Here is an 18,020-nt window from a genome sequence, read left to right on the forward strand (position 1 = left end):
CTATGCGGAAGCGCGGAGTTCGCCGCGGCCGCGACGCAATGCCGCCGCGGGCGGTTGACGGAAGCCAGCGGTGTCGGCCCATCGGGCAACAGTAGGGCGGTGGGGCTGCTGCCCCGCCCGTGCAGCAAACTGTCGTGGACAGCGGCTCGGCGGCGCTGTCTGTGGAGGACAGGAACACTCAACCTCGGGATGGCATCCGCGGTCCGACGACCAGCGTGGCACAAATCAGAAATATGCATGGACAATCAAATCTCCAGCAATACTGAGTGCATGGGAAACGATCGCCACCGACTAAGTGTCGAAACTGCTACCTCGCACTACACGGAAATTCCCACAGGACGAGAGCACCCGCTGGACTTCCTCGGATTCCTGGTTGACGGTCGGCCCCTAAAGGACCTGCTGAGAATTCCAGAAGACGCGGCGCGGCCGGAACAGGAAACCACGGCACTGCGTGATGATTGGTCACCGAAGGCTGCATTGGAGTACTTAGACCGACTGCTGGGACATATGCCGGGTGACTTCGACGACGGGCGTATTGCGCTCCTGCTCTGTCCGGTCTGCGGCGATCTATGGTGCGGCACGGTGAGCATGGAACTGTCGCAGACGCCCCAGACAATCACATGGCAGAGATTCGGTTGGCAGGCCGCTGACGACGAGCCTTGGATCTTCCCGGGCCAGTCCTTCACCTTTGAGCGGACCGAATACGAAAACCTTCTGCAGGGTATCCGGGAGCACTATGAAGAGCGAGCCTACCGGCCTACGCCGCTCAAAGGTTTTCGACGTTTATTCGCGCCCCGCACGGACCGAAAATAGCGGCATACTGGCCGTAGCCCGCGTTCGAGACTTCTGATCAATCCTGCGAATAGCCGTATGCTGCCGCGTCGTGATGTGCGGCGTGCAGGATGGGCGGCAGAGCGGGCGGGGTATCTACCGCCCGCTCTGCAATACTGCAGGCATGGAAACCCTGATGCATTGGCCGGCTTGGCTTGACGATGTGGCGGCTCCAGGCCGCCCCTGGGTAGTGGCCGCTGTTGCTGTCGCAGCCATTGGCATGCTGTTGCTCCTCTTTGAGCTGGCGACCCGGCCTGATGCTGAGCTGTTGCCTGGGTATTTGATCGTGTACGCAGTTATTGGGCTGTTCATTTACGGTCCTGATCGCAGAGATGTCACTTGGGGCCGCGTCTTGGCATTCGTTCTGCCCGGTTTGTTGATGGTGGCGCTGTGGGTGCTGGGCACCGGCTACTGGGGCGGGCTTTGGTTGCTGGGCCTGCCGGCCTGGGCCATTGTCTGCCGGCGCTGGGACAATTACGGCGGGACGCAGCGGGTGGCAAAGCTGGCACTTTTCGTGGTGCTCCTGGCGGCGTCGTCGCTGTTCTTCGTCTTTTACGGGCTCTACCCGTTTCTCGGTACCGCCCTACTCGCCATGGTGCCGCTAGTACCGCTGGCACACTTCATCGCATCGCCTGCTTACAGGCAGCGGCTCCTGCGAGCCGCCGTCGAGTTCCTGCTCTCCTGCGCGGTCGTTGCAGTGGCGCTGACGCTGCCGGAGCTCGGATGGGCTTCGCCGCGGGGCTTCGCCGGCGCGGCGGTGCTGGCAGGGCTGTTGATGGCAGCGTGGGCCGGCCGGCGCTCGGTCGCAGTAAAGCCCGGGCCTAGGTACTCCTGAAGCTGGTGTCACGTTGAGCAACAAATTTTCCGGTAGCTGTTAGAGATGATGGCCCCGTCATGGCTATCTACAAACTGGAGCAGCTCGCTTAGGCCTGGCATCACCGCCGGCTGTCGCCCGGCGTGACTCGACCACGGTCGTGAGCGTTCAATCGCCATCGTTTGTTCCGTAGACGAGCCTGCGCAAGGAGTTGAGGCTCATCTCATCAGCTGCCACTTCCACTTCACCGTCCCTCGTTCGGATACTGACCACGCGCTGGTTCCTACGGATCTCCTTTCGCGTAGACGGAGGCAGCACCCGTTGCTCGGGCGGTGACTGGACCTCGAGTATTCGGGGCGCTCCGATGAATTGGTCCGGGCCAAACGGTTCGATGACGTTGCGCTCTCTGAACACGATGGTGCTTGGCTTGAGCTGAGCCGACCCGGGTGCCCAGCGGTCGCGCAGTGACCCGGGCACAGCGTTGGGGTACCGGAGGAGGCAATCAATGATCCCGTGTTCTTCGATATCCACGATCAGACGCTTGCGTTTGTCGCGTCTCACACCGACGAGCAGCAGGGCTTCGACGAGGATGACTACCCCGAGGCTGGTGAGGATACGGGCGCCCAGGTCCGCATTCGGCAGCAGAATATTTGCAGGCAGCAAAGCCACCATGGGCAGCCACCAAATGGCGTGATCAGAGATGCGCTCCAGTTTGCTCTTCGGAGCGCGTGTCGGTACTTCGGGCGCGACCATGCTTCATTGTCGTCCCTTCGCCTTTGGAATTACTGGCACTCGAGTATCGATATGAGAGTTGTGCCGCAGGTAAGCAAAAGCTTGTTCCCCGGAACGACTAGTCCAGGGGCGGCGTCGGCGGACCGACGACCACCGCGACGACGCCCAGTCCGGTGTGGGCGGCCAGGACCGAGGGCACCGGGGTCAGCAGCACCTCGTCGCTCAGGTACTGCTGCAGGGTTTCCGCGATGGCCCGGCTCTCGGTTTCGTTGCCGAAGTAGTGCACCGCCACACGGGGTTCGTAGTCGAGTTCCTCGATCCGGCGCACCACCAGCTGCTGCAGCCGGGCCTGGGCGCGGGCGGCGGTGCGCACCTTCTCCAGCGGCAGGATGGCACCGTCGCGGATGGCCAGCAGCGGCTTGATCGCCAGCAGGGTGCCGAGCAGGCCGGAGGCGGCGGAAATCCGGCCGCCGCGGCGCAGCTGGTCCAGGCTGGGCACGTAGAAAAAGACGTCTGAACACACGGCGGCCGCCTTGGCGCGCTCCGTCACGGCCTGCCGGTCGAGACCGCTCTGCGCCGCGATGACGGCATCGATGACGGCGAATCCTTCACCCAGCGCGGCGCTGCGCGTGTCCACCACTTCCACCGGGATGCCCACGCCGTCGGCCGCCAGGCCCGCCGCTTCGATCGTGCCGGAGAGCTCGGCCGAGAGGTGGATGGAGACGATCGCGTCGAAGCCCAGGTCTTCGAGCTCCCGGTAGGTCCGCTCCAGAAGCCCCGGCGACGGGCGCGACGTCTTGATGTCGCGCCCCTCGGCGAGCCCGACCGCCAGGGCGGACGCGACGTCGTCGACGCCTTCCCCGTAGATCTGGCCCGAAATCATGACCGGCATCGGCACCACCCGCAGCCAGTCCGCCGTGTCCGGCTGGTTGACCCAGTCCGCGGGCAGCGTAGCCGCCGAATCCGTGACGACGGCGACCCGGTGCCGCGGCGGCTGCCCCGGCCGGGCAGGCGCCTGCTGCTGCTGGTGCAGCAACTGCTTGGACCGCTGTACGAGGTGCTCGAGCCAATTCATCGGGGCCGGGCCGCCGGTCAGGCCGGCACGATGTTGACCAGCTTCGGCGCGCGCACAATCACCTTGCGCACTCCGCGGCCGTCAAGGGTCCGGATGATCTGCGGCGAGGCCAGGGCGAGCTTTTCCAGCTCGTCCGCGTCCACGTCGGCTGCCACCTCCAGCCGGTCGCGCACCTTCCCGGCTACCTGCACCACGGCCGTGACCGTGTCCTGCACCAGCAGGGACTGGTCCACGGCCGGCCAGGACGCCTTAACGACGGACGGTTCGTGGCCCAGCCGGGCCCAGAGGTCCTCCGCGGTGTAGGGGGCAAACAGGCTCAGGATGATGGCGACGGCCTCGGTGGCCTCGCGGACGGCCGGGTCGGCGGCACCAGGTCCGGCGTCGATGGCCTTGCGGGTGGCGTTGACCAGCTCCATCAGCCGGGCGATGACCACGTTAAACTTGCCGGCATCGAGCAGTTCCGCCGCGTCGGCAACGGTCCGGTGGGTGACGGAGCGCAGGGCGCGGTCGCCGTCGTCGTACTCCGTGCCCGGAGCGGAGGCGACGTCCTGTCCCAGCCGCCAGGCGCGGGCCAGGAACTTGGCCGAGCCGGAGGGCGAAACGTCCGCCCAGTCCACGTCGTCTTCGGGCGGCGAGGCGAAGATCATGGTCAGCCGCACGGCGTCCACGCCGAACTTGTCCAGCTGCTCGCCCAGGTCCACGCCGTTGCCCAGCGACTTGCTCATCGCCTTGCCGCCGTTGAGCACCTGGCCCTGGTTCAGCAGCGCGCGGAACGGCTCGTCGAAGTCGATCAGGTCCATGTCCTTGAGCACCTTGGTGAAGAACCGACTGTAGAGCAGGTGCAGGATGGCGTGCTCGACTCCGCCGACGTACTGGTCCACCGGCAGCCAGCGGGCCGCGGCGTCCTTCTCGAACGGGCCCTCGGCGTAGTCCGGGGAGGCGAAGCGCAGGTAGTACCAGGACGAATCCACGAAGGTGTCCATGGTGTCGGTGTCCCGGCGGGCGGCCTTGCCGCAATTCGGGCAGTCGGTGTTGACCCAGTCCGCGGCGGAGGCCAGCGGCGAGGTGCCCTTGGGCGACAGGGCTTCGCCGCGCAGGTCGTCGGGCAGCCGCACGGGCAGCTGGTCATCGGGAACCGGGACCTCACCGCACTCGTCGCAGTGGACGATCGGGATCGGCGCGCCCCAGAACCGCTGCCGGGACAGCAGCCAGTCACGCAGCCGGAAGTTCACGGTCTTCTCGCCGGTGCCGGCCGCCTCCACGAGGTCGATGGCGCGGGCAATGGCCTCGGTCTTGGACAGGCCGTCGAGCTCGCCGGAATTGATCAGGGTGCCTTCGCCGCTGGTGGCGATCCCGGTCTCGGCCGGGTCCCCTTCCCCGGTGTCGACGACGGCGCGCACGGGCAGGTCGAAGGCCTTCGCGAAGTCGAGGTCGCGCTGGTCGTGCGCCGGGACGGCCATGATGGCGCCGGTCCCGTAGTCGGCCAGCACGTAGTCGGCGGCCCAGACCGGCAGCTTTTCGCCGTTGAGCGGGTTGATCGCGTAGCGGCCCAGGAACACGCCGGTCTTCTCGCGTTCGGTGGACTGGCGCTCGATGTCGGAGAGTGCCTTGATCTGCTCCCGGTAGGCCATCAGCGCATCGTGATGCTCCGGGGCCACCAGGTCCAGCGCCAGGTGCGCGTCAGCCGCGACCACGAAGAAGGTGGCGCCGTTCAGGGTGTCCGGGCGGGTGGTGAAGACCGTGACGTCCTGGGCCGGGCGTCCGCCCGCCTCCTCCACCGTGAACCGGACGTGCGCGCCCTCGGAGCGGCCGATCCAGTTGCGCTGCATGGCCAGCACGCGCTCCGGCCAGTGGCCCTTGAGCTCGTCCATGTCGTCCAGCAGGCGGTCGGCGTAATCGGTGATCTTGAAGTACCACTGGTTCAGGCTCTTCTTGGTCACGGGGGTGCCGCAGCGTTCACAGGCCCCGTTGACCACCTGTTCGTTGGCCAGCACGGTCAGGTCCTTCGGGCACCAGTTGACCGGGGAGTTCTTGCGGTAGGCCAGGCCGCGCTCGTAGAACCGCAGGAACAGCCACTGGGTCCAGCGGTAGTACTCCGGGTCGGAGGTGTGCACCCGGCGCGACCAGTCGGCGCTGATCGCGTAGCGCTTGAAGGACGCCGCCTGGGTGTCGATGTTGGCGTAGGTCCACTCGCTGGGGTGGGCGTTGCGCTTGATCGCGGCGTTCTCAGCCGGCAGGCCGAAGGAGTCCCAGCCGATCGGGTGCAGGACGTCGTAGCCCTTCAGCCGCCAGTAGCGTGCCACGACGTCGCCCATGGCGAAGGCTTCGGCGTGGCCCATGTGCAGGTCGCCGGAGGGGTAGGGGAACATGTCCAGCACGTAGCGGCGTTCGCGGGAACCGTCGTCGGCGGGAGCGAAGACATCAAGTTCCTCCCACACGGCCGGCCACTTGGCCTCCATGGCAGAGAAACTGTACTCGTGCTGTTCCGTTCCCGGCTGCGTACTCACTGTGCTTGCCTCGTCCTCTTGTCTGTACTGCGCACTGGCCTGACTCCCCTAGACACACAAAAGCCCCTCGGCATCGGAGGGGCGGGCCGCTGAAGCAGGGCCTGGGCCCCGCGGCAGCGGCTAGCTAAGGAGCAGTGCGAACATGGGACCACTTTACCGCACGTTCACAGGACATCGTCGTCGACCCAGTCGAAGGTCCGGGTGACCGCTTTCTTCCACAAACGCAGCCTGCGTTCCCGCTCTTCCGCCTGCATCTGCGGCTCCCACACCTTGTCCTGCACCCAGTTCCGCGCCAGCTGGTCCGTGCCCTCCCAGAACCCGACGGCGAGGCCCGCGGCATAGGCCGCCCCCAGCGCCGTCGTCTCGGTGACCCGGGGCCGCATCACGGGCACGCCCAGGATGTCCGCCTGGAACTGCATCAGCGCATCGTTGGCGACCATCCCGCCGTCGACCTTGAGGCCGGTCAGCGGCACCGCGGCGTCCGCGTTCACCGCATCCAGGACTTCCCGGGTCTGGAAGGCCGTGGCCTCCAGCGCGGCCCGGGCAATGTGCGCCTTGGTCACGAAGCGGGTCAGGCCGACCAGCGCGCCGCGGGCGTCCTGGCGCCAGTACGGGGCGAACAGGCCCGAGAACGCGGGCACGAAGTAGCAGCCGCCGGTGTCCTCGACCGTGCCCGCCAGTTGCTCCGCCTCCTGCGCGGACGAGATCAGGCCCAGGTTGTCGCGCAGCCACTGGATCAGCGACCCTGCGACGGCGATCGACCCCTCCAGCACATAGTGCGGCGCCGCCTTGCCCAGCTGGTAGCCCACTGATGTGAGCAGGCCGTGCGACGACCTGACGATCTCCTCGCCCGTGTTGACCAGCACGAAGCACCCGGTGCCGTACGTGTTCTTGGCCTCGCCGGGGTTGAAGGCCGCCTGCCCGAACGTGGCCGCCTGCTGGTCGCCGAGGATGCCGGCGACCGGGACGTGCCGCAGCAGCTGCGAGCCATGAACGGTCGCGTAGGGCTCGGACGAGGAGCGGATCTCCGGCAGCATCGCGGCCGGCACGCCGAAGGCGTCCAGGATCTCCCGTTCCCACTGCAGCGTGCGCAGGTCCATGAACAGGGTGCGGGAGGCGTTGGTCACGTCGGTGGCGTGCGTGCCGCCGTCCGGCCCGCCGGTCAGGTTCCACAGCACCCAGCTGTCGGTGGTGCCGAACAGCAGCTCGCCGGCCTCGGCCCGTTCCCGCGCCCCGGCCACGTTGCGCAGGATCCAGGCCAGCTTGGTCCCGGCGAAGTAGGGTGCCAGCGGCAGCCCGGTCTGCTCGCGGAAGCGGTCCACCCCGCCGTCGGCGGCCAGTTCGTCGCAGATCTGCTGCGTGCGCACGTCCTGCCAGACGATCGCGTTGTAGACCGGCCGGCCGGTGCTCTTCTCCCACACCACGGTGGTTTCGCGCTGGTTGGTGATGCCCACGGCGGCGATGTCGTGCCGGGTCAGGCTGGCCCGGGACAGCGCCGTGCCCACCACCTCGCGGGTGTTGTCCCAGATTTCCAGCGGGTCGTGTTCCACCCAGCCCGGCTGCGGGAAGATCTGCCGGTGCTCGCGCTGGCCGGTGGAGACCGGCGTGCCGGCGTGGTCGAAAATAATCGCGCGCGTGGATGTGGTTCCCTGGTCGATCGCCAGCACGAACTCCGCCATCTGTGTCCTCCACGCTCGGGTCCGGGCTTCCGTGCCCGGCTGCTGTTGAACCTAACCGGCGGCGCACGCCAGCGTCAATCGAGCGGGCCGTCGCCGTCGTCCGCCGTGCTGCCCCTTTACGGCGCCCGGGCCGGCCGCCTCCCGGCGCCTCCAGGCACCGCGGTCCGGTGCCCTGCGCAAGCCAATCGGCCGCGCTGCGCGGCATCGCGCCCGGGGGTCGGTAGAGTCGAAGGCATGAAATCAGGAGGGACCCCGGCGTGACCGCCGTTGCCGACCGTGCGGTGCGCCGCGAAATTCTGCTCGACGGCGCACGGGTGCGCTACTGGGAATACCCCGCGGACGACGACGGCGCGCCCACCCTCCTGGTCATCCACGGCTTCCGCGGCGATCACCACGGGTTGGAACTAGTGGTGGGCCGGCTGCCCGGCTACCGTGTGATCGCCCCCGACCTTCCCGGCTTCGGCGAATCGGAGCCGCTGGCTGCCGGCACGCACGGGATCGAGGGTTACACCCGGTTCCTGCACGCCCTGGCCGGCGCGCTGGAGCTGGGCCCGGACACCTACGTCCTGGGACACTCCTTCGGGTCCATCGTGGTGAGCCACTACCTGGCGGCGCATCCGGGCAGCTTCCGGGCCGCCGTCCTGGTCAACCCGATCAGCGAACCCGCGCTGCAGGGACCCAAGGCGATACCGTCCCGGCTGGCCGGCTTCTACTACTTCGCCGGGGCCCAGCTGCCCGAGCGGCTGGGGCTCTGGCTGCTGCGCCACCGGCTGATCGTCCGGGGCATGAGCATCATGATGGCGAAGACCCGCGACCCGCAGCTACGTTCCTACATCCACGGGCAGCACGACGCCTACTTCAGCGCGTTCGCGGACCGGCGGGTGGTGCTGGAGGCCTTCCGGGCGTCCATCTCCGCCGATGTCGCGCAGGTCGCCGGCCTGCTGAAGCTTCCGGTACTCCTGATCGCCGGCGAACGGGACGACATCGGTTCCGTGGCGAGCCAGCGCAGGCTCGCCTCGATGATCCCCGACTCCCGGCTGGAAGTGATCCCCGCCGTCGGGCATTTGATCCATTACGAAACCCCGGCAGCGGCCGCCGCCCTCATCCGGGACTTCATCGACGGAATGAGTGCATGAAACTCCTGATTGACGCCCGGTTCACGCGCACCGACCAGCTGGACGGCATCAGCCGGTACGGCGCCAGCCTCATCGAAGCCGCGTCCCGACTGGCGGACGTGAGCATGCTGATCAACGACGAGCGGCAGCTGCAGCTCCTGCCCGACGTGCCCTGGGTCAAGATCAACAGTCCGCTCTCCCCCGCCGAACTCTTCGTGGCGCGCCGCGTGAACAGGCTGGGCGCCGACGTCGTCGTCTGCCCGATGCAGACCATGGGCAGTTTCGGTCGCAAATACGGGCTTATCCTGACGCTGCACGACCTGATCTACTACTCCCACCCCAAACCGCCGGGCTTCCTGCCTAAGCCGGTGCAGTGGCTGTGGCGGCTTTACCACAAGGCCTACTGGCCGCAGCGTCTCCTGTTGAACCGTGCGGACACGGTGGCCACCATCAGTCACACCACGCGGGCGCTGATGGAACGGCACCGGCTCACCCGCAGGCCGATCCGGATTGTTTCCAACGCCGCCCAGCCGCAGGGAGCGCCGCGTGATCCGGCGGGCGGCCGCGACAAGACCCTGCTCTACATGGGCTCGTTCATGCCGTACAAGAACGTCGAAACCATCGTTGACGCCATGACGCTGCTGCCGGACTACCGGCTCCATCTGCTCAGCCCGATCCGTCCGGACCGGCAGGCCGAGCTGGAGGCGCGGGCCGTCGACCCTCGCCGGCTGGTCTTCCACAACGGGATATCCGACGACGGGTACCAGCAGCTGCTGCAGCGGGCCACGGCGCTGGTAACGCTCTCCCGCGACGAGGGCTTCGGCCTGCCGATGATCGAGGCCATGGCCGCCGGGACGCCGGTGATCGCCAGCGATATCCCCATCTTCCGGGAGGTCGGTGGCGGCGCCGTCACCCTCGTGGACCCGGACGAGCCCGCCGACTTCGCGGCGGCCGTGGCAGCGCTTGACCAGCCCGGTGCCTTCCGCGCGGCGTCGGAGGCCAGCATCCGCAGAGCGGCGGCCTACGACTGGAACGAGTCGGCCAAGCAGCTGGTCGCCGCAGCCGAGGAAGTGATGGAACGACGGCGGGGCCGGTCCCGCTAGCTTGATGGCCGGCGCCGAGGAGAAGCCGGTTGGGTGTCGTCCCGGAAGCGCGCCGATCGACAACGCGACTCATTTCTTCTTCCCACACCTCGCAAGCGGGTTGAGCTGCTGACGGCGGACTTCCACTTTGATGTGGCCGAGTAAGGTCACGGCACTGGTTTCTTGCTTCCCGGCCCAGAAACCGGCCCAGAAACCGGCACCGTTACCGTCACCGTCGCCGGCAGCGTCACCGGCAGCGGCAGCGGAGGGTGCATCCTCCGAAACTGTCAGTAGCGGCGCAACCGCAGCGGAGACGGAGGCGGAGGTTGCGTGTCTTCCGAAACTGTCAGTGGCGGCGGATAGTCTGTTTTCAGTAGCAGTTCAGCACCATCGTTGGCCGCCGGGCAGTGGGTTTGCCGGTGGCGTCTGCGGATCCGTCCGGGGTTCGTTACCGCTCGTAGTCGAGGCCATGCAGTGCGCATGCTGAAGATTGAGACGCTGAGATGTTTGATCCGGCCCTACCCGAACCTCCCGCCGCAGCAGGGCTTGCTCCAAGATCGTCTGCCGCAGCGCCGGGCGCCCTAGTACCACCTGCCGGCAGGGGTCTCATGCTGGACGCCGGGCCGGCCGCGGCACCGGTGGGTTCTGCGGCGGTTCGCGCTGCGGCCGCTGCCCTCGAGGGCATCGACGTGGGTGCGCCGGACCGGGAACTGGTGGAGGAGCTCACGGCGTTGGAGGGTTTGAAGGCTGCCGCCGCTGCCGCGCAGGCCAGGGTCCAGGTCGCCTTGGAGGAATCGGTGCGTGCCCGCCGTGCCGCCGCCGGGATCCCGAAAGACCGGCAGGGCGCCGGGGTGGCCGCCCAGATCGGGTTGGCCAGGCGCGAGTCCCCGCACCGTGCCGCGGTCCTGCTGAACCTGTCCCGGACCCTGGTCGCACAGATGCCGCACACCCTGGCTGCGCTGGCCGCGGGGAGCCTGAACGAATACCGGGCCGAGATCCTGGCCCAGGAAACCGGCTGCCTGTCCCCGGAGCACCGCGCCCGCGTGGACCGGGAACTGGCCGGCAACCGGGAGCGGCTGCACGGGCTCGGGAACCGGGTGCTGCGGGCCGAAGCCAAGCGCCTCGCCTACCGGCTCGATCCCCGCTCGGTGGTGGACCGGGCGGCGAAGGCCGAAGCGGACCGGCATGTGTCTTCCCGGCCCGAGCCCGACACCATGGTTTCGGTCCGGACCCTGCTGCCGGTCATCCAGGGGGTGGCGGTGATGGCCGCCCTGCACCGGGAAGCGGACCGGCTGCGCAGCATGGGCGACCCCCGGTCTAGGGGACAGCTGATGGCCGACACCGTGTTCGAACGCGTCACCGGGCGCAGCACCGCCGACCCGGCCCGGCTGGAAATCCAGTTGGTGATGACCGACCGCGCCCTGCTGCGGGGTGAGGCCGAACCGGCCTGGCTGACCGGGCACGGCATCGTCCCGGCCCGCTACGCCCGCAACCTCACCCATCTCCCAGAACGGCCGGCACCGGCACAACCACCGACACCCACCACTGGGGGAAGCCCGCCCGGTCGGAACGCTGCCGGGCCCGGCCGCCAGGACAGGGGGCTGCCGGCGGCAGGACCAACCGGGTGCAGCCCGCCCGGCCGGATCGGGCAGAAGGCGCCGCCGGCCGGGACCGAACCGGGGTGGAAGACCGCCCGCGAGCAGGCCCAACGCACCAAAGTGTTGCAACAGGCCAGCGTGGAGGACATCTGGGTCCGCCGCCTCTACACCGCCCCGGGAACCGGGCAGTTGTTGGGGATGGATTCGGCCGCACGCAAGTTCCCCGACGGGATGCGCCGGATGATCCAGGCCCACATCGTGCCCTGGGCACACGGCGGTAAAACCACCATGGCCAACGGCCAGGGACTGTGCGAACAATGCAACCAGTCAAAGGAAGCCGAAGGCTGGACCAGCCGCCCACTCCACGGACCACACCACTCCGTGGAGACCACCACGCCCACCGGACACACCTACACCTCCACCCCGCCACCACTACCAGGCACGCCGCCGCCGGATGCAGAGGCAGCCCCTGCTTCCCGGTCCGGCGCCGCCCCTGCGTCCCGAGCCGGCAACGGAGCGCGCGCCCGGAAGGCTACAGCAGGTCGGTCCCGTCGCAGCGCACCTGCACCGGGTCGGGGACGCGCTTAGCGGACAGCGCCGCCTTCCGGTGACGAAGCGCGGCAGTCACGCGGGGTCCGTCCTGATAGCTGAAGAACAGCAACAGGCGGTGCTCGCCGCTCTCCCCCGGTTGGGCCGGCAGCTCGACGGGCCCGACGCTGCGAAGGCTGCCGCTGAGCTCAAAGTCCGCCATGAAGGCCTCAATGCCTGAGGGCTTCCCGGTCAGGGCGGCGATCCTGACCGCCGGGGGAAGCTGAAGCTCACGCCGCAACTGCATTTCCCGGGCTGCGGCACCGGTGGGGTCCCACCGAACCAAGGGCGCCACAACCGCGTCCTGGTCGGCGGTGACTACCACCAGCCCCCCTTCGGACGACGGCTGCACCAGCGACGCGGCGCGGAACCACCGGCGCAGCACGTCTTCGGGGGTGCGCAGAGACTCGCGGCTGAGCATGGCGTTGCCATCCAGCAGCAACGCCGCGGCATACCCATCGGGTGCCACCGGCTCGGCTCCCGGTGTTGCGACCACCAGGGCTTTCCGTGACTCGACGACAGACTTGATGTGTTCCCCCGAGGAAGACACGACCGTCGCCCCCGGGAACGCACGTCCCAGTTCCTCCGCCGTGCGCAGGGCGCCGACCGCAGAGGCACGGAGCCTGTGGGACCCGCATTCGGGGCAGGAGTAGTTCGTGGCTAATCGGCCGCACCACCGGCAAGCCGGCGCCGCGGACCGGCCCGGCTGCGCCAGCGGCCCGTTACAGTCGGTGCATCTGGCCGGCGTGCGGCAGTCCTGGCAGGCAAGGGCAGGTGAAAAGCCGGTCCGCGCCACCTGGACCAGCACCGGGCCGCGCTCCAGGCCTTCCTTTGCGGCAAGCCACGCGGCATGCGGCAGACGGGCGTGGCGCAGCATGGGATCGCGTTCCTGTTGGAACGAATCCGCGGTGTTGAGGATGCGCGGAGTCGCTTGGCGCAGGAACGGCCGGGCAGGCGTGAGCTCGGACGCCCAGCCGCTCTCAACCAGCCGCTGTGTTTCGCCGCTGCGCGAGACACCCACGAAGAGGGCCGCGCAACCGGCCTGTGCCGTGCGCAGCAACAACACCTCGCGCGCATGCTGGTACGGGGAACGCTGCTCCAGCAACAGGTCATCGCCGTCGTCCCACATGGCCACCAGTCCGAGATCCTGCACCGGAGCGAAGGCGGCCGAGCGCGTCCCCACGGCCACCGAGACCTCACTATGCAGCAACCGCAGGTAGTTCCGGTAGCGGGGCGTCGGCCCATCCTCGGCAGTCAGGCAGACATACTGGTCCGCGCCGAGGACGCGCTCCAGTTCGGCTTCCAGCCGTGCCAGGTCCTTCGCGTCCGGAACGACGACGACGGCGCCGCGGCCGCTCTGCCGGACGCTTGCCACGGCGTGGGCTACCTGGGCTGTCCACGAAGCAGGGCCGAAGGACTTGTGGCTGGCCAACACGGCACGCGGGGCGGCACCTGACGCCAGCCCGGCCAGAAACTCACCGGCGCCGTCGTAACCGGCGAAGGCTTGCTCCGCGCCATCCGGAGCCGGCGCGGTAGCCGGAGGTGCGGCGGCAGAGATGACAGAGGTAACCGGAGGCGCGGTGCCAGCCGGAGCTGCCGGATCAGCCGGAGGTGCCGGGTCAGCCAAAGGCGCCGGATCAGCCGCCTGGCCCTCCTCGCGGGCGGCGAATTCCTTGTCCACTTTGGCCACGCGGGGCGGGATGGCGGCGCGCAGTACGTCGCTGACGTTTCCGGCATAGCGCTCGGCCACGGACGTGGCCAGCTGGAGCAGCTCCTCGGTCAACACCGGCTGCGCGGACACCACTTTGGCCAACGGGGCCAGCTTGACCCCTTCCGGCACCTCCGACGTGCGGCGGGTGATGTACCCGCTCATTTCCTGGCCGCCGAAACGGGCCTTGACCCGCGCGCCGGGAACAGCGTCGGCGTCCAAATTCTCCGGCACCAGGTAGTCGAAGATCCGGTCCAGATGTGGCAGCGACGTTTCGATCAGCACCTGCGCCACCGGGTTGGTCGCGGCCGCCGGTACGGTGCCCGGCGCCTGCTTGGGGGCACCGAAGCCCTGAAGCAGGCTCAGCTGGTGCGGATCAGAGCCCATCAGGCTCAGGCGTTGAAGTAGCTGCGCAGCGCGTCGGCCCGGTCGGTCCGCTCCCACGTGAAGTCGGGATGTTCACGGCCGAAATGGCCGTGCGCCGCGGTCTGCTTGTAGATGGGCCGTTTGAGCCGCAGGTCGTCGATGATGCCCAGCGGACGCAGGTCGAAGACTTCCTCGATCGCTTGGGCGATGCGCGCCGGGTCAACCGTCTCGGTTCCGAAGGTTTCGACGTAGATGCCGACCGGCCGCGCCATGCCGATGGCGTATGCAATCTGGATCTCGGCGCGCCGGGCGAGCCCCGCGGCCACCACGTTCTTGGCTACCCAGCGCATGGCGTAGGCGGCCGAACGGTCCACCTTTGACGGATCCTTGCCGGAAAATGCGCCGCCGCCGTGACGGGCCATGCCGCCGTAGGTATCCACGATGATCTTGCGTCCGGTCAGCCCGGCGTCGCCCACCGGCCCGCCGATCACGAAGTCGCCGCCCGGATTGAGGATGTAGCGCACGTTCGTAGCGTCCAGGGAGCTGGCCGCCAGCACCGGCTCAATCACGCGCGAAGTGAGGTCCGCACGCAGGTGGTCCAGATCCACGCCGCCTTCATGCTGGCTGGAAATCACGACCGAGTTAACGGACACCGGCTTGTCGCCGTCATAACCGATGGTCACCTGCGTCTTGCCGTCGGGCCGCAGATACGGCAGCGTCCCGTCCTTCCGCACCTCGGTCAAACGCTCCGACAAGCGGTGCGCGAGCCAGATCGGTGCGGGCATCAAGACGTCGGTCTCGTCGCTGGCATAGCCGAACATGATGCCCTGGTCGCCGGCACCCTGGGCATCGCGCGCGTCGATGCCGGTCCCCTCACGGTTTTCGAACGAGTTGAAGACCCCGGAGGCGATCTCCGGCGACTGCTGGCCGATCGAAACCGACACGCCGCAACGCTCGCCGTCAAACCCCTTGTCCGAGGAGTTGTACCCGATCTCCAGGATGGTGTCGCGGACAATCTGCGGGATCTCCACATAGCCCTTCGTGGTGACCTCACCGGCCACGTGTACCAGGCCGGTCGTCGTCAGCGTCTCTACGGCTACCCGCGACTCGGGATCCTCGCGCAACAGCGCGTCGAGGATGGCGTCGGAAATCTGGTCACAGATCTTGTCCGGATGGCCTTCGGTCACGGACTCGGACGTGAAGAGCCGCAGATTGCTGTCAGAAGAAGTCACAGACATACCTTACTTGCTGGCGAGGACCGCCACGGAACGGTTGAGGCGGCACCGAACGCCGGGTCATGCAGCGAAACGGAACGAAATAGGGGGTCACGGTGGGCCGGTTCCCGCGGCAGGCTGGAAGCAGCCCGCACGCAGTGTCAGCGGGAGAGTTCGGCAGTGATGCGCTCGATGACCACGACCGCCGCGCTGTCTTTGCTGCCGCGGTGGGTCTGCGGTTCGACGCCGCCGCGAGCCAGCACCGTGATCTCGGTGTCATCCTGCCCGAACACCAGGTCGCGGCCCACGCGGTTGAGCACCAGCAGGTCGCAGCCCTTTCGCTCGAGCTTGCTGCGCGCATAGTCGAGCACGTCGCCGCGGTCGTCGCCGGTCTCCGCGGCGAAACCGATGATCAGCGGCGCATCGCCGGAGCCGCGCTGCTGCACGACCTCCACCAGGATGTCCGGGTTCCGCACGAGCGTGATCACGGGGTCGTCGGCGTCGTCGCGCTTCTTGATCTTGGTGTCGGTCACTTCGGCCGGCCGGAAATCCGCCACGGCGGCTGCCATGATGACGACGTCGGAGCGCGCCGCCGCTTCGAGCGTCGCCTCGCGCAGGTCCAGGGCGGTTTCCACCGAACTGGACTTGATCCCGTCCGGGATGTCCACCTCAACGTGGGCGGCGATCAGTTCGACCTCCGCTCCCGCGGCCGCAGCGGCGCGGGCCAGTGCCACGCCCTGCTTGCCGGAGGACCGGTTGCCCAAAAAGCGCACGGGGTCCAGCGGCTCGCGGGTGCCGCCGGCGGTGACCAGGACCCGCTTGCCGGCCAGCGGACCGGGTTCCGGAGCCGCGAGGACGGTCGCGGACGAGTCCGCCGACCAGCCGGCCTCCGCCGTCGTCCGCGGTTGTAAAGTCCCGTCTGCGAGGGCGGCGGTGATGAAGTCGTAGATTTCGGCCGGTTCGGGCAGCCGGCCGGGGCCGGTGTCCTTGCCGGTGAGGCGTCCGACGGCCGGGTCCATCACCGTGGTGCCGCGGCTGCGCAGCGTGGCCACGTTCGCCGCGGTGGCCGGGTGCTGCCACATTTCGGTGTGCATGGCCGGCACAAAGACCACCGGCGCGGTGGCCACCAGCAGGGTGTTGGTGAGCAGGTCGTCGGCCAGGCCGGCGGCGGCGCGCGCCAACAGGTCCGCTGTGGCCGGGCACACCACCACGAGGTCGGCTTCCTGGCCGAGACGGACGTGGTTAACCGACTCGACGGCGTCGAACACGCTGTTGCTCACCGGGTTGCCGGAGAGGGCCTCCCAGGTGGCGCGGCCAACGAACTTCTCGGCGGCGTCGGTCGGCATGACCGTCACCTCGTGGCCGGCTTCCTTAAACAACCGAAGCAGGGATGCCGACTTGTAGGCGGCGATCCCGCCGCCCACGCCCAAAATGATCCGCATGCCTGCCCCGGTGTTAGACGCTGGTTACTCTGCGGCCTTTTCGACAGGCTTGCTGACCAGCAGGCCCTCGTTGATTTCGCGCAGCGCGATGGACAGCGGCTTCTCGTTCAGCTTGGTGTCCACCAGCGGGCCGACATACTCGAACAGGCCTTCGTGCAGCTGCGAGTAGTAGGCGTTGATCTGGCGGGCACGCTTGGCACCGTAAATAACCAGCGCGTACTTCGAATCCGTTGCTTCCAGCAGGGAGTCGATCGGCGGGTTGATGATGCCTTCGAGGTTGGTCGACACAAAATCTCCAATGGGTTCCGGGACGTGTTCTTTGGGGCCCGCTCAGCGCGGGTGCGGAACAAGTCCCATCAATGAAACGAGCTCGTCTGCCGCCCGCTTGACATCGTCGTTAACGACGGTGAAATCGAACTCGGGCTCGGCAGCAAGTTCCAGTTTAGCGGTTTCCAGCCGGCGCTGCTGTTCCTCGGGTGTTTCGGTGCCGCGTCCCACCAGCCGGCGGACCATTTCCTCCCAGCTGGGCGGGGCCAGAAACACGAACGTGGCATCGGGCATGGACTGCTTGACCTGCCGGGCGCCCTGCAGGTCGATCTCCAAGAGCACGGACTTTCCGTCTGCCATGGCCTCGTCCACGGTGCGCCGCAGCGTGCCGTAGCGGTTCCGGCCGTGCACCAGGGCCCATTCCAGCATCTCGCCGGCCGCCACGAGGCGTTCGAACTCTTCGGGGCCGACGAAAAAGTAGTGGACGCCGTCCTGCTCGCCGGGCCGCGGTTCGCGGGTGGTGGCGGACACCGAAAGCCAGACGTCGGGGTAGTTGTCGCGGATATAGGTGGAAACGGTGCCCTTGCCGACGGCCGTGGGGCCGGCGAGAACGGTCAGGCGGGGTTTGTCGGACATATCTTCCATCTGTTACTGGGATTCCAAGTGGTCTATCAGGGCTCGCCGCTGGTGGATGCCGAGCCCGCGCAGCCGGCGGCTGGGCGCAATGCGGACCGTCTCCATGATGGCCGCGGCGCGGACCGGTCCGATGCCCGGCAACGATTCGAGCAGTTCGGCCACGCGCAGCCGGCCGACCGATTCCATCGACGCGGCCGCCTCGATCACCTCGGCGACGGTCATGGCGCCGGATTTCACTTTGGCCTTGATCTCCGCACGTTCGACCCGGGCGGCCGTCGCTTTTAGCCGGGCGGTGGTGCGTTCGCTCTCCGTCAGCGGTCGAAGACCCACAGCTCCTCCAGACAATCCGGCCCGTCGGACAAGATG

15 protein-coding genes are annotated in these 18,020 nt (G+C 68.1%); 5 read left to right on the forward strand and 10 right to left on the reverse strand.

Annotation, left to right across the window (positions count from 1 at the left end; genetic code table 11):
- The first annotated feature begins 237 nt into the window (after positions 1–237).
- Together AC5RVZ_RS22695 and AC5RVZ_RS22700 are read left to right on the forward strand one after the other, a co-directional pair.
- Positions 238–813 carry a hypothetical protein gene (locus AC5RVZ_RS22695; RefSeq protein ID WP_494067892.1) on the forward strand — a complete coding sequence of 192 codons (576 nt, stop codon included), beginning with the start codon at positions 238–240 and terminating at the stop codon, positions 811–813.
- 142 nt (positions 814–955) lie between these two features.
- Positions 956–1,666 (forward strand): hypothetical protein, encoded by a 711-nt coding sequence (locus tag AC5RVZ_RS22700; protein ID WP_494067893.1) that lies wholly within the window; start codon positions 956–958, stop codon positions 1,664–1,666.
- Positions 1,667–1,813: 147 nt separating this feature from the next.
- Here the strand turns inward: AC5RVZ_RS22700 and AC5RVZ_RS22705 are convergent, their stop codons facing one another.
- The 4 genes from AC5RVZ_RS22705 to glpK all read right to left on the reverse strand — a co-directional run bounded on the left by AC5RVZ_RS22705 (position 1,814) and on the right by glpK (position 7,638).
- Positions 1,814–2,398, reverse strand: a complete 585-nt coding sequence (locus AC5RVZ_RS22705; protein ID WP_494067894.1) for a hypothetical protein — start codon at positions 2,396–2,398, stop codon at positions 1,814–1,816.
- A gap of 97 nt (positions 2,399–2,495) precedes the next feature.
- Positions 2,496–3,452 carry a DegV family protein gene (locus AC5RVZ_RS22710; RefSeq protein WP_494067895.1) on the reverse strand — a complete coding sequence of 319 codons (957 nt, stop codon included), beginning with the start codon at positions 3,450–3,452 and terminating at the stop codon, positions 2,496–2,498.
- A 17-nt stretch (positions 3,453–3,469) separates the two neighbouring features.
- Entirely contained in the window at positions 3,470–5,959 is a 2,490-nt protein-coding gene (gene leuS / locus AC5RVZ_RS22715; protein ID WP_494067896.1) for a leucine--tRNA ligase, read from the reverse strand.
- A gap of 164 nt (positions 5,960–6,123) precedes the next feature.
- Positions 6,124–7,638, reverse strand: a complete 1,515-nt coding sequence (gene glpK, locus AC5RVZ_RS22720) for a glycerol kinase GlpK (protein ID WP_494067897.1) — start codon at positions 7,636–7,638, stop codon at positions 6,124–6,126.
- A gap of 257 nt (positions 7,639–7,895) precedes the next feature.
- Here glpK and AC5RVZ_RS22725 point away from each other — a divergent pair, with 257 nt between their 5' ends.
- The 3 genes from AC5RVZ_RS22725 (at position 7,896) to AC5RVZ_RS22735 (ending at position 12,021) form a co-directional block, all read left to right on the forward strand.
- Positions 7,896–8,774, forward strand: coding sequence for an alpha/beta fold hydrolase (locus tag AC5RVZ_RS22725; protein ID WP_494067898.1), 879 nt, complete (start codon positions 7,896–7,898; stop codon positions 8,772–8,774).
- Entirely contained in the window at positions 8,771–9,856 is a 1,086-nt protein-coding gene (locus AC5RVZ_RS22730) for a glycosyltransferase family 4 protein (RefSeq protein ID WP_494067899.1), read from the forward strand. The genes AC5RVZ_RS22725 and AC5RVZ_RS22730 overlap by 4 nt, the downstream gene beginning before the upstream one ends.
- A gap of 587 nt (positions 9,857–10,443) precedes the next feature.
- Positions 10,444–12,021: an HNH endonuclease gene (locus tag AC5RVZ_RS22735; RefSeq protein WP_494067900.1), complete on the forward strand. Its 1,578-nt coding sequence runs from the start codon at positions 10,444–10,446 to the stop codon at positions 12,019–12,021.
- Here AC5RVZ_RS22735 and AC5RVZ_RS22740 read toward each other — a convergent pair.
- The 6 genes from AC5RVZ_RS22740 to mihF form a co-directional block, all read right to left on the reverse strand.
- A complete protein-coding gene (locus AC5RVZ_RS22740) occupies positions 11,966–14,116 on the reverse strand; it encodes a primosomal protein N' (RefSeq protein WP_494067901.1) in 2,151 nt (716 codons plus the stop codon). The two genes, AC5RVZ_RS22735 and AC5RVZ_RS22740, sit on opposite strands and share 56 nt — an antisense overlap.
- A gap of 5 nt (positions 14,117–14,121) precedes the next feature.
- Positions 14,122–15,327 (reverse strand): methionine adenosyltransferase, encoded by a 1,206-nt coding sequence (gene metK, locus AC5RVZ_RS22745; protein WP_494067902.1) that lies wholly within the window; start codon positions 15,325–15,327, stop codon positions 14,122–14,124.
- Positions 15,328–15,470: 143 nt separating this feature from the next.
- On the reverse strand, positions 15,471–16,751 hold the full coding sequence (locus tag AC5RVZ_RS22750; protein ID WP_494067903.1) for a bifunctional phosphopantothenoylcysteine decarboxylase/phosphopantothenate synthase: 1,281 nt from the start codon (positions 16,749–16,751) through the stop codon (positions 15,471–15,473).
- 24 nt (positions 16,752–16,775) lie between these two features.
- Positions 16,776–17,039, reverse strand: a complete 264-nt coding sequence (gene rpoZ, locus AC5RVZ_RS22755) for a DNA-directed RNA polymerase subunit omega (RefSeq protein ID WP_493977538.1) — start codon at positions 17,037–17,039, stop codon at positions 16,776–16,778.
- 42 nt (positions 17,040–17,081) lie between these two features.
- Positions 17,082–17,654: a guanylate kinase gene (gene gmk / locus AC5RVZ_RS22760; protein WP_494067904.1), complete on the reverse strand. Its 573-nt coding sequence runs from the start codon at positions 17,652–17,654 to the stop codon at positions 17,082–17,084.
- 12 nt (positions 17,655–17,666) lie between these two features.
- Positions 17,667–17,984, reverse strand: coding sequence for an integration host factor, actinobacterial type (gene mihF, locus AC5RVZ_RS22765; RefSeq protein ID WP_494067905.1), 318 nt, complete (start codon positions 17,982–17,984; stop codon positions 17,667–17,669).
- Positions 17,985–18,020 lie beyond the last annotated feature (36 nt).

This window comes from Arthrobacter sp. Cza30, assembly GCF_059090765.1.

Excerpts from the sequence above, each read along its gene's own strand:
- AC5RVZ_RS22695 (WP_494067892.1), top strand. The coding sequence starts at position 238 with ATGGACAATCAAATCTCCAGCAATACTGAGTGCATGGGAAACGATCGC.
- AC5RVZ_RS22700 (WP_494067893.1), top strand. The coding sequence starts at position 956 with ATGGAAACCCTGATGCATTGGCCGGCTTGGCTTGACGATGTGGCGGCT.
- AC5RVZ_RS22705 (WP_494067894.1), bottom strand. The coding sequence starts at position 2,398 with ATGGTCGCGCCCGAAGTACCGACACGCGCTCCGAAGAGCAAACTGGAG.
- AC5RVZ_RS22710 (WP_494067895.1), bottom strand. The coding sequence starts at position 3,452 with ATGAATTGGCTCGAGCACCTCGTACAGCGGTCCAAGCAGTTGCTGCAC.
- glpK (WP_494067897.1), bottom strand. The coding sequence starts at position 7,638 with ATGGCGGAGTTCGTGCTGGCGATCGACCAGGGAACCACATCCACGCGC.
- AC5RVZ_RS22730 (WP_494067899.1), top strand. The coding sequence starts at position 8,771 with ATGAAACTCCTGATTGACGCCCGGTTCACGCGCACCGACCAGCTGGAC.
- AC5RVZ_RS22735 (WP_494067900.1), top strand. The coding sequence starts at position 10,444 with ATGCTGGACGCCGGGCCGGCCGCGGCACCGGTGGGTTCTGCGGCGGTT.
- AC5RVZ_RS22740 (WP_494067901.1), bottom strand. The coding sequence starts at position 14,116 with ATGGGCTCTGATCCGCACCAGCTGAGCCTGCTTCAGGGCTTCGGTGCC.
- AC5RVZ_RS22750 (WP_494067903.1), bottom strand. The coding sequence starts at position 16,751 with ATGCGGATCATTTTGGGCGTGGGCGGCGGGATCGCCGCCTACAAGTCG.
- gmk (WP_494067904.1), bottom strand. The coding sequence starts at position 17,654 with ATGTCCGACAAACCCCGCCTGACCGTTCTCGCCGGCCCCACGGCCGTC.